Annotated in this window: 2 protein-coding genes; both read left to right on the plus strand. The window is 74.2% G+C overall.

What is annotated here, in order from left to right:
- Window positions 1–46: 46 nt before the first annotated feature.
- Window positions 47–11,218, plus strand: coding sequence for an amino acid adenylation domain-containing protein (locus ACGF3A_RS26190; RefSeq protein WP_393733383.1), 11,172 nt, complete (start codon window positions 47–49; stop codon window positions 11,216–11,218).
- Window positions 11,205–12,917 carry an ABC transporter ATP-binding protein gene (locus ACGF3A_RS26195; protein ID WP_393732766.1) on the plus strand — a complete coding sequence of 571 codons (1,713 nt, stop codon included), beginning with the start codon at window positions 11,205–11,207 and terminating at the stop codon, window positions 12,915–12,917. Before ACGF3A_RS26190 ends, ACGF3A_RS26195 begins: the two co-directional genes overlap by 14 nt.

Below are 12,917 nucleotides of genomic sequence, written 5' to 3' on the forward strand. Positions count from 1 at the left end.
TTCATCCGTTGGAAGGGACGCTGAGTCTTCGATGGCCGACTCTTCGATGATGGAACGCCGCCCCCGTACCGCCCTGCTGTCTCCCTCCCGTCTGACCGGCGTCCGCCGCCGGATCGGCGAGTATCCCGACCGGACCGTCGCCACCGCGTGCGCCATCGGACTGGCGTACTGGGCGACGGGCCGCAGCCCGGACGGCATCGACCTCTCCCCCGGCACGCCCTTCCCCGACGTCCTCGGCTGGGCGGACAACGGCGGTGCGGGGACGCCGGGTTGGGACATCGGGGCACAAGGGGCGCGAGGCGCCGACGGCTGGGGCATCGCCGTCCCCGAGGGCGTCGACCTGGCCGAAGCGCAGCTCGCGCTCGACGACCTGGCCGACTTCCCCGACCGGCCGCTCGGCACCATCGCCCCCTCCAGCATCCCCGCCCGGATCGCGCAGCTGGCCCGGTGGAACGACACCCGGGCCGAGCGCGTACGCCCCACCCTCGTCGAGCTCTTCCACGAGCAGGTCAGGGCCAGGCCGGACGAGATCGCGGTCGTCGACGAGCGGCGCACGCTGACGTACCGCCAGGCCGCCGAGCTGTCCGCCCAGTTGGCGCACCGGCTCCGCGCGGACGGGCTCGGAGCCGAGCAGACCGTCGGGATCTCGCTGGGCCGCTCCGCCGAGATGGTGATCGGGCTGCTCGGCGTGCTCCAGGCCGGAGGCGCGTTCGTCCCGCTCGACCCGCAGTGGCCCGCCGAGCGCCGCGCCCTCGTCATCGACGACGCGGGCGTCGTCGCGCAGCTCGACGGATCGGGCGCGGGGTCACCCGGCGAACCACCGGCCCTCGCCGTCGACCTCGACGACTGGGCGTACGGTGCGCTGCCCGTCGAACCGCCCGAGGTCACGCTCCCGGGCGAGGCGCTGGCCTACGTGATCTTCACCTCGGGTTCGAGCGGGCGGCCCAAGGGCGCGATGATCCGGCACGAGGCGATCAGCGAACGGCTGCTGTGGCAGTCGCGGGAGATCCTGGGATTCGGCCACGACGACGCCTCCCTCTTCAAGGCGCCGCTCTCCTTCGACATCTCCATCAACGAGATCTTCCTGCCGCTGGTCCGCGGCGGCAGGCTCGTGGTCCTGCGGCCCGGCGGCGAGCGCGACCCGCACCATCTGCTGAGCGTCATCGCCGAGCAGCGCGTCACGTTCACCTACCTCGTCTCCTCCATGCTGGACGTGCTGCTGGAGATGGCGGACGGCACCGGGCGGCTGGACAGCCTGCGCCATGTCTGGTGCGGCGGCGAGGTGCTCACCCCCGAGCTGTACGAACGGTTCCGCACCCAGCTCGACATCCCGCTCTACCACGGCTACGGCCCGGCCGAGACGACGATCGGCGTCTCCCACGTCATCTACCGGGGCGCGGCCGAGCGCCTCTCGACGTCCATCGGCAAGGCCAACCCCAACACCGAGCTGTACGTGCTGGACGACGAGCTGCGCCCGGTCCCCGTCGGGGTCGGCGGCGAGCTGTACGCGGGCGGCTTCCTCCTCGGCCGCGGCTACGTCGGCGCGCCGGGGCTGACCGCGTCCCGCTTCGTGGCGAATCCTTTCGCCACGGACGGCTCCCGAGGCTCCCGGCTCTACCGGACCGGCGACCTCGCGCGGTTCGCGCCCGACGGTTCGCTCGACTTCCTGGGCCGCGCGGACAACCAGATCAAGATCCGCGGCATGCGGCTGGAGATCGAGGACGTCGAGGCCGGACTCGCCGAACACCCCGCCGTACGGCACAGCTGCGTCGTCGCCAAGAAGAGCCCGGCGGGCAGCACGTATCTGGTGGGCTACGTGATCCCGGTGTCCGGCAGGGAGGACCTGCGGGCCGAAGAGGTCACGGAGTGGGCCGCCGCGCACATGGTGGAGCACATGGTGCCCGCCCACCTCGTGGTGATGGACGCGTTCCCGCTCACCGCCAACGGCAAGCTCGACCGGCGCGCGCTGCCCGAACCCGTGCTCCGTACGGCCTCGGTCGTACCGCCCGCCACCGAGAACGAGCGCGCGGTGTGCGCGGCGGTCGCCTCGGTGCTGGGGCTCGCGCCCGACGAGGTCGGCGTCGACCAGGACTTCTTCCGGCTCGGCGGCGACAGTCTGCTGACCATCTCGCTGCTGAGCGCGCTGCGCGAGGCGGGCCTCCATGTCACCGTCGGGCAGATCTTCGCCCACAGCGCCCTCGGCGCCCTGGCGGCGGTCGCGAGCCGGGAGGACGCCGCCCCGGTGGACCGCGGCGACGTGGCGACCGGCCCCGTCGTGGGCTCGCCCATCGTGCAGTGGCTCGGCGAGACCACGGACGCGATCGACGGCTTCACGCAGTCGGTGGTGCTGGGCACCCCGGCGGAGCTGACCCCGGACGCGCTCGACGCGCTCCTCGGCGCCCTCGTCGCACGGCACGCCATGCTCCGCGCCCGGCTGGTGCGCGGCGACCGCTGGAGCTTCGACATCCCGGAGGAGGCGGGCCCAGCGGGCCCCGGCGGCACGGGGTGGCGGGAGAGCGACCGTCCGGTGGACGCGTGCGTGGCGCTGGCCACCGCGGAGCTGGACCCGGCGGGCGGCGTGATGCTGCGCGCCGTCTGGCGCCGCGCCGAGCGCCAACTCGTCCTCGTCGCCCACCATGTGGTGATCGACGGGGTCTCCTGGCGGGTCCTGATGGAGGACATGGCCACGGCCTGGCGGCAGTTCGCCTCGGGCGAGCCGATCGCGCTGCCGCGCGCCGGTACCTCGTTCCGGCGCTGGACGCAGCTGCTGGAGCGGACGGACTTCGAGGCCGACCGCGCCTTCTTCCAGGAGCCCCTGCCGGGCCCGGACCTGCCGGTGGGCAGGCGCGCGCTCGCCGCGGGCGACACCGTCGCGCGGGAGCGGACACGTACTGTCACGGTCGGCCCCCGGACCACGGCCGCGCTGCTCGGCGAGGTCCCCGCGCGGTTCCACGCGGGCGTCAACGACGTGCTGCTGACGGCGCTCGCCGTCGCCCTCGCCCGGTGGCGCCGCGACCTCGGGCAGGACCAGACGTTCGCGCACATCGAGCTGGAGGGACACGGCCGCGAGGGCCGCCACGTGGCCGCGGCGGCCGACGGTGCCGAGCCGGATCTGTCGCGGACCGTCGGCTGGTTCACCACGCTCTTCCCCGTGACCGTGGACCCGGGCCCCGCGGACGACCTCACGGACGACCTCACCGCGCCCGCGTATCTGGCCGCCGCACTCAAGGCCGTCAAGGAGGACCTGGCCCGGGTGCCGGGCAACGGGCTCGCGTACGGCGTACTGCGCTATCTGCACGGCACCTCTTTTGAAGGGCCCGCTTTCGAAGGGCCCGCTTTCGAAGGGCCCGCTTTCGAAGGGCCCGCGCCGCAGGTGCTCTTCAACTACCTGGGCCGCTTCGACTCGGGCTCCGCCGAGGACTGGCAGCTCGCGGGCCCCACCGGGCAGCTCGGCGAGCGGCGCGACCCGGCGATGCGGCTGCCGCGCGCCCTGGAGTTCAACGCGATCGCCGAACCCGCCCCCGACGCGGGCGGCGGGCACGAGCTGACCACCGCCCTCTCCTGGCCCGAGGGTGTCTTCCGCGACGAGGACGTCACGGCCCTCGCCGCCTACTTCCAGGACGCGCTGCACGGGCTCGCCGACCTCTCAGGACCCGGCCACGGCGGCCACTCCCCCAGCGACTTCGCCCCCGTGCCGCTCACGCAGGCCGACGTGGACGCCCTCGACGGCCCGGAGCTGCGCGACATCCTGCCGCTCACCCCGCTGCAGGAGGGCCTGTACTTCCACTCGGTCTACGACGAGGACTCGGCGGGCAGCTACGTCGAGCAGCAGCTCCTCACCCTTGACGGTGAGGTGGACGCCGACCGGCTCGCGGCAGCGGCCACTCGGCTGCTCGCCCTCTACCCGAACCTGGCCGCACGGTTCGTGCCGCTGGCCGACGGACGTGTCGTCTCGGTGCTGGAGAGCGGGGTGGAGGCCCCGTTCACGGTCCTGGACCGTCCCGGCATCGGCGACGAGGAGATCCGCGCGCTCGCCGAGCGGGACCGCCGCGCCGGGTTCGACCTGGCCGCCGGGCCGCTGATGCGCTGCACCCTCGTCCGCGCGGGCTCCGGCCGGAACGTCCTCGTGCAGACCGTGCACCACCTCATCGCCGACGGCTGGTCGGTGCCGCCGATGCTCCGCGCCCTGCTGGCCGAGTACCACGCGCCGGGCACCGTCCACCCCCTCGGCGGCTTCCCCGACTACGTCCGCTGGCTCGCCGGGCGCGACGAGGACGAGAGCGACCACGTCTGGGGCGAGCAGCTCGCCGGGCTGCCGGGCCCCTCGCTCGTCGCCGAGGGCCACACCCCCTCGGACCGGTACGCCGAGACCGTCCTCGTCCCGCCGGACGACATCGACGCGGCCGCCGCCTCGGCCGGTGTGCCGCTGAGCGTCGCCGTGCACAGCGCGTGGGCGGCGACGCTGGGCGGCATCCTGCACAGCCGGGACGTCGTCTTCGGCTCCACGGTCTCCGGACGCGACGCCGACGTGCCCGGCATCGCGGACATGGTGGGCCTCTTCATCAACACCATCCCGGTACGCGCCCACTGGACCGGCACCACCACCGCGCGCGACCTGCTCGCCTCCGTACGGGAGCACCAGGGCGCCGTCCAGCCGCACCAGCACGTCTCGCTCTCCCGGACCGGCCGCCAGGCGGGCGCGGCGGGCCCCCTGTTCGACACGCTGGTCGTCTTCGACGTCGCGACCGACGTCGCCGCGCTGCGCCGCCCCGGCGACACGCTCGTCGTCACCGACGTCGTCAACGAGGGCGCCCCGCACTACCCGCTGACCCTGGTCGTGGAACGCACGCCCGACGGCGGCCCGCGCTTCAGCCTGATCTACGACGGCGAGCTGCTGCGCGAGTCGAGCGCCCGGCGCGTCCTGCGGACGTTCGCCGACGCCCTCACCGCCCTGCTCACCCGCCCGGACACGCACGTCGAGGAGCTGGCATCCGAGGACGACCAGCTCCCCGCCACGGCCGCGCCGACAACGCTGGGCGCCCTCTTCGACGCCGCCGCGCGGCGCGACCCGGCCGCCACCGCCGTCACGCAGTGCGCGCTGGACGGCGGCACCCGCTCGCTGACGTACGGCGAACTGGCCGAGGCCAAGGACGCGTCGGCCGCCGCGCTGCGCGCCGCCGGAATCGGCCCCGGCACCCGCGTCGCCGTCGCCCTCCCCCGCTCTCTCGAACAGGTCGTCGCCCTCGTCGCGTGCGCCACCGCCGGAGGCGCGTACGTACCGCTGGACCTCGCCTACCCGGACGAACGGCTGGAGTACGTCCTCGCCGACGCCGCCCCGCAGGCCGTCCTGGTGGACCGCGAGCACCGGGACCGGTTCGCGGAGCTGCTGGCCCGGACGGGCGTACGGGCGCGGCTGCTGGTGCAGGGGGAGGAACTCCCCGAGGGCGCGGGAGGGCCCGCCCCCGAGGTGGGCCCGCACGATCCCGCGTACGTGATCTACACCTCCGGGTCGACAGGCAGCCCCAAGGGCGTCGCCGTGCCGCACTCCGCCGTCGTCGCGCTGCTGGCCCACACCCGGGACGAGATGGACTTCGGCCCGGACGACGTGTGGGTGCAGTTCCACTCCGCGTCCTTCGACTTCGCGGTGTGGGAGCTGTGGGGCGCGCTGACGCACGGCGGTGAGCTGCTGGTGCCCGAGCACGCGCTGACCCGCTCGCCCGTGGACTTCCACCGGCTGGTCCGCGAGCGCGGCGTGACCGTCCTCAACCAGACGCCGTCGGCCTTCTACCAGTTCGCCGAGGCCGACCGGCACTCCGGCGCGCCCCTCCCGGCGCTGCGCCGCGTCGTCTTCGGCGGCGAGGCCCTCGACCTGGGTCGGCTGCGCGGCTGGGTCGAGCGGCACGGCACCCGTACGCCCGAACTCGTCAACATGTACGGCATCACCGAGACCACCGTCCATGTAACCCACCGGGTGCTCACCGACGAGGACTTCGGCGACCGCGACGGTCCGACCGCCAGCCCCATCGGCGGTGCGATACCCGGCCTCGTCACCCACCTGCTCGACGACCGCCTCCGCCCCGTCCCGCCAGGCCGGGTGGGCGCCGTCTACGTCGCCGGCGACCAGGTGGCGCTCGGTTACCTCGGCAAGCCGGGGCTGACCGCGAGCCGGTTCGTGGCGGACCCGTTCGCGGCCGACGGCTCGCGGATGTACCACACCGGCGACCTCGCCCGCCGTACGCTCGACGGCGAGCTGGAGTTCGCCGGACGCGCCGACGACCAGGTGCAGCTCAAGGGCTTCCGCATCGAGCTGGGCGAGGTCGAGTCGGCGCTCAGGGAACTCGACGGGGTGACCGACGCGGCCGTCACCGTCGCGGAGAGCGGCGACCATCTGGTGGCGCACGTCGTGGGCCGTACGCCCGACGGCGTCACCGGCCCGCTCGCCGCGAAGCTGCCCGCGCACATGGTGCCGGGCCGGGTGCTCAGCGTTCCCGCGCTGCCGCTGACGGTCAACGGGAAGCTGGACCGCGCGGCCCTGGCAGAGCGCGCCGCGAGTGCCGATGACGTGTCTGTGGCGGACGCATCGTCCGCAGCTCCAGCTCCCTCGGCGACGCTCGCCGAACTGGTCGGCATCTTCACGGAGGCGCTGCCCGACGGTGCCGACGTCGGCGCCGACACCGACTTCTTCCGCGCCGGGGGCGACAGCATCGTCGCCATCACCGTGGTCAACCGGGCGCGGGCGTGCGGGCTGCGGATCGCGCCCCGCGACGTGTTCCTGCACCGGACGCCGCGCGCGCTCGCCGAGCGGCTGGGCGCGGGTGCCCCGCAATCGGCCCCCGTGCTCCGCCGCGAGGACGGCCCGCTGCCGCCGACGCCGGTCATCCTGCGCCAGCGCGAACTGGGCGGCTCGCTCGACCGGTTCGCGCAGGCCCGGACGCTCGCGGTCCCGGACGGCACGGGGTTCGCGGAGATCCGGCGCGCGGCGCACGCCGTCGTGGCCGCACACCCGGTCCTGCGGCTGCGGCTGCGCGTCGAGCACGGCGTCTGGGCGCCGCGCACCGAGCCGTCGCGCGAGGTCACGGTCGTACGGTCGGACGCCGCCGACGCGACGGCGGCCGCGAACGAGGCGGCCGGGCGGCTCGATCCGGTGTCCGGCGACGTCGTCGCGTTCTCGTGGCTGGAGGCGAGCGGGACCCTGGTCGTCACCGCGCACCACCTCGCCGTCGACGCGGTGTCCTGGCTGATCCTGCTGGACGACCTGGCCGCTGCGCTGCGCGGCGAGCCGCCGGCCCCGGCGACCACGTCCTACGCGGAGTACGCGGAGGCACTGGCGGTCCGGTCGGGGTCAGGGGACGCGCTCGACGGGCTCGGGAACTGGATCGCCACGCTCCAGGCGCCCCCACTGCTGCCCTCGGTCTCCGGGCGGCGCGAGACCGTCGTCGTGCTCCCGGCCGACGCGAGCGACGCGGTCACCCGCACCGCGCCCGCCGCGCTCGGCATCGGCCTCACCGAGCTGCTGTGCGGGGCGCTGCGCGCCGCGCTCACCCACGTCCAGCCCTCCCCCGCCGACCTCGCCGTCGAACTGGAGCGGCACGGCCGGGTCCCTGTCGAGGAGCACCACGACTACACCCGTACGGTCGGCTGGTTCACCGCCATCGCGCCCGTACGGCTCACCGCGCACACCGACCCCGTGGCGGCGGCGCGCGAGGTCGCCGCGCGGCAGCCGGACGAGCACGAGCACCTCGCCTACGGGCGGCTCCGGTACCTCGACCCGCAGACGGCCCCGCTGCTGACGGCGCACCCCCGCCCCCAGGTGCTCTTCAACTACCTGGGCCGGGGCGGCGAGTCCGAGGTGCCGCGCGTCGCGGGCGGCGACGGCCAGGCCAGCCCGTACGCGGTCGAGGTCAACGCGTGGACGGACGAGGCCACCGGCTGCCTGCACGCGGAGTTCACCCTCGCCGACGGCGTCCCCGACACGCTCGCCGGACACTGGCGCGAGGCCCTGGAGGGGATCGCGCGCGCCTCCGCGACGGCCGAGCGCACCGCGCCGGTCACCCCGCTGCAGCGGGGCCTGTACTTCCAGGCCCAGCTGGCGGGCCAGGCCGGGCCGTACGTCGCGCAGAGCTGGTTCACCTTCGACCGGCGCCTGGACACCGCCGCGCTGGCCGAGGCGATGGCACACGTGAGCGCGCGGCACCCCGTGGTGGGCGCGGGCTTCACCACGGACGACGACGGCAACCCGGTCCAGGTCCTGGGCGGGGAGCGGCACTTCGACGTCCGTACGGTCGAGCTGCGTACGGAGACCGAAGTGGACGCCGAGGTCGACGCCGAGGTGGACGCGGAGGTCGACGCCGAGGTCGACGCGCTGCGGGCGCGGGACCGCGCGACCGGCTTCGACCCGGCCGAACCGCCGCTGGTCCGGCTGACCGTGGTGCGGCTGCCCGGCGGTCGCGACGGCCTGCTGCTGAGCTACCACCTGCTGCTGTGGGACGGCTGGTCGCGCGAGATCGTGCTGCGGGACCTGTTCGACGCCTACGAGTCCGTCGTCACGGGCGGCCCCTGGGACCCGGCCCCGGCCACGCCCGGCTTCGAGGAGCGCGCCCGCGAGCTGGCCGCCGAGGACCCCGCGCGGGCGGAGCGTTTCTGGGCGGACCACCTGAGCGGTCTGCCGGGCCCGACGCTGCTCGCCGGACCGGCACCGGCCCTCTCCGACGCGCTGCCGGGCACCCTGGTGCACACGCTCTCCGCCGAGCGGTCGGAGCTGCTGCGGGAGGCGGCCAAGGCGCACGGTGTCACGCTGAACTCGCTGCTGACGGGCGCGTTCGGCCTCTTCCTCGGCGCCCGTACGGGGCGGAGCGACGCCGTGTTCGGCGTGACCGTCTCCGGGCGGGACGGCGAGGGCCTGTCCGGCATCGTCGGCGTCCTGCTCAACACGGTGCCGCAGTGGACGCGGGCGGGGGCGTACGACTCCGTGCCGGAGTACCTGGCGGCCGTACAGGCGGACCGGGTCGCGGCGATGGAGCACGAGCAGCTGGGGCTCGGCGAGATCCAGCGGGCGAGCGGGCACGACGCACTGTTCGACAACCTGTTCGTGCTGCAGAACTTCCTCGACATGGACGCCTTCGCCGAGATGAACGCCCGGCACGGCATCACCGGGGTGCGGGCCGACGACTCCACGCACTACCCGTTCACCTGGGTCGTCACCCCCGGCGAGCGGCTCACGGTCAAGCTGGAGCACCGCGACGAGGACACGCGGGGCGCCCGCCACCTTCTTGAGGCCTATCTGCGCGTGCTGGAGGAGCTGGCCCGCGCGACGGGGCCGCTCGGCGCGCTCCCGGTTCCGCTTCCGCTTCCGGCTCCGGTTCCGGGCCTGGAGTCACGGTCCGGGCCCGGCGCCCGTACGGAGATCGGCACGGACACCGTCGTGGACCGCTTCGACCGGGCGGCGGACCGTGCCCCGGAGCGGACCGCGCTCGTCGCGCACGGCGCGGCCATGACCTTCGCCGAGCTGCGGGACCGCAGCCGCGCGGTGGCCGGGGTGCTGGCCGCGCGGGGCATCGGCCCCGAGGCGAACGTGGGCCTGGCGATCCCGCGTTCCCTCGACTCGATCGTGGCGCTCTTCGCCGTGCTGCGCGTCGGCGCCGCGTACGTGCCGCTGGAGCTGGACCATCCCGACGAGCGGATCGCCGCGATCGTCGAGGACGCCCGCCCGGACGTGATCCTCACCGTGAGCGAGGTCGCGCCCCGGCTGACCGGCGACGTGGCGGGGAGCTGTGAACTGGTCGAGCTGGACCGGCCGCTGCCGGAGGCCGAGCCGTATGTGACGTATCTGCCCGGCGACCCCGACCGGCTGCGGCACCCCGCGTACACGATCTACACCTCGGGATCGACGGGGAAGCCGAAGGGCGTGGCGACCGAGTACGCCGGGCTCACGAACATGCTGATCAACCACCAGCGGCGGATCTTCGAACCGGTGCTGGCGGAGCACGGCCACCGGGTCTTCCGGATCGCGCACACCGTCTCGTTCGCGTTCGACATGTCGTGGGAGGAGCTGCTGTGGCTCGCCGACGGGCATGAGGTGCACATCTGCGACGAGGAGCTGCGCCGCGACGCGCCCCGCCTGGTCGCGTACTGCCTGGAGCACTCCATCGACGTCGTCAACGTCACCCCGACCTACGCGCAGCAGCTCGTCGCCGAGGGCCTGCTCGACGCCCCGGCGCGGCGGCCCGCGCTGGTGCTGCTGGGCGGCGAGGCCGTCACACCGACGCTGTGGCGGCGGCTCGCGGAGACGGAGGGGACGGTCGGCTACAACCTGTACGGGCCCACCGAGTACACCATCAACACCCTCGGCGTCGGCACCTTCGAGTGCGCGGACCCGGTGGTGGGCGTCCCCATCGACAACACCGACGTGTACGTGCTGGACCCCTGGCTGCGGCCGGTGCCCGACGGGGTGCCCGGCGAGCTGTACGTGGCGGGCGTCGGCATCGCCCGCGGCTATCTGGGGCAGCCCGCGCAGACCGCGCACCGCTTCGTCGCCTGCCCGTTCGGCGCGCCCGGCGAGCGGATGTACCGCACCGGCGACCTGGTGCTGCGGCGGCCCGACGGCAACCTGTCGTATCTGGGCCGCACCGACCAGCAGGTCAAGATCCGGGGGCACCGGGTCGAGCCGGGCGAGGTCGAGGCCGCGTTCGCCGCGCACCCGGCGGTCCGGTTCGCCGCCGCCGTCGCCCAGTCCGATCCCCAGGTGGACGGCGCGTACCGGCTGGCCGCGTATCTCGTGCTGGACGACGGCTCGGGCGCCGACCTGGCCGAGGTCGCCGCCGAGGTGGGCGCCGGGCTGCCGGACTTCCTGCGCCCCACGCACTACGCGCGGGTCGACTCCATCCCGCTGACGGTGAACGGCAAGGCCGACACCAAGGCGCTCCCGGAGGCGAAGCCGCTGGGCACGCTGAGCACGGCGGGACAGCGCGGGCCGGAGACGGAGACCGAGGTCATGGTGTGCGAGTTCTTCGCCGAGGCCCTGGACCTGGATGATGACGAGGTGAGCGCGGTGGGCGACTTCGTGTCCCTCGGGGGACACTCGATGCTGGCGGTGCGGCTGGTCGGGCTGCTCCGTCGGGAGTACGGTCCCGTGGTCACGATCCGCGATCTGTTCACCCTGCGAACCCCGGAAGCGATTGCCCGCCATCTCGATGACCACTGCCTCGATGACCACTGCTGACACACAGCCGCCCCGTACGGGGAGCGGCATCCTGCGAACGGCGCTGCGGCGCAACCGCGGTGCCATGCTCTCCGGCACCCTCCTGATGGGCCTGTACCAGGCGGGCGAGACGGCCTTCCCCATCGCGCTCGGCATGATCGTCGAGCACACGATGCAGGACGACCGCAGTCTCGGCTCGCTCGGCCTGTCGATCGTGGCGCTGGCCGTGATCATCACCACCGTGTCGCTCTCGTGGCGGTTCGGGATGCGCATCCTGCAGAAGGCGAACACGACCGAGGCGCACCGCTGGCGCGTACGGGTCGCGGCGTGCGGCCTCCAGCCGGTGGCCAGGGACATGGACCTCAAGTCCGGCGAGGTGCTGACCATCGCCACCGAGGACGCCGACCAGACCGCCGACATCGTCGAGGTCGTGCCGATGCTCATCAGCTCGCTCGTCGCGGTGCTGGTCGCGGCGGTCGCGCTGGGCCTCGCGGACCTCCGGCTCGGGCTGCTGGTGATCGTGGGCACCGTCGCGATCCTGTCGATCCTGAGCGTGCTCTCCAAGCGGATCGGCTCCAGCACCCGCGAGCAGCAGGCCCGGGTCGCGCGCGCCGGCGCGAAGGTCGCCGACCTGATCACCGGGCTCCGCCCGCTGCACGGCTTCGGCGGCAACGCGGCGGCGTTCCGCTCCTACCGGGGCGTCAGCACCGAGGCGAAGCACCAGGCGATCACCGTCGCCCGCGTCAACGGCGCGTACGCGGGCGCCGCGCTGGCCCTCAACGCCGTCCTGGCCGCCGCCGTGACGCTGACGGCGGGCTGGCTGGCGTTCGAGGGCAGCATCACCATCGGTGAGCTGGTGATGGCCGTGGGCCTGGCGCAGTTCATCATCGAGCCGCTGAAGCTGTTCTCGGAGATGCCGAAGTACGTGATGGTCGCGCGCGCCTCCGCCGAGCGCATGGCGCTGGTGCTCGCGGCGCCGCCGGTGTCGGCCCCGGGCCGGGAACGTACGGCCGGGGTCGAGGCCCGGAAGGACCTTGAAGTGGACCACGTCGGTCACGGGGCCCTGCGCGAGCTGAAGTTCCACGTCCCCGCGGGCGAGTTCGTGGCCCTCACCTCCTACCAGCCGCGCGCCGCCGCCGACCTCGCCGCGCTCTTGGCCGTACGGGTCCCGCCCACGGCGTACGAGGGGACGGTGCGGATCGGCGGGGAGGACCTGGCGGACCTGGCCGTCGAGTCCGTACGCGCGCACGTGCTGGTGAACCCGTACGACGGGGAGATCTTCGAGGGCACCCTCCGCTCGAACATCGACCCGTCGGGGACCAGCCGTAAGATCCCCGAGGCCGTCGAGGCGTCCATGCTGACCGACGTGGTCGCCCTGCACCGCGAGGGGCTCGACTACGGCGTCCACGACCGCGGCGCGAACCTCTCCGGAGGCCAGCGCCAGCGCCTCTCCCTGGCCCGCGCGCTGGCCGCCGACCCCGACGTCCTCGTCCTCCACGACCCGACGACGGCCGTGGACGCGGTCACCGAGCAGCTCATCGCGCGCAACGTCGCCGCGCTGCGCCGGGGCCGCACCACCCTCGTCCTCACCAGCAGCCCGGCCCTGCTCGACGCCGCCGACCGCGTCCTCGTCCTCGACGACGGCACGGTCACGGCAGAGGACACCCACCGGAACCTGCTGGCCGACGACGAGGCGTACTGCCTGGCGGTGGCGCGCTGA

Origin of the sequence: Streptomyces sp. NPDC048172, from assembly GCF_043202595.1 — a bacterium.
In the GTDB taxonomy this organism is placed as follows: Bacteria; Actinomycetota; Actinomycetes; order Streptomycetales; family Streptomycetaceae; genus Streptomyces.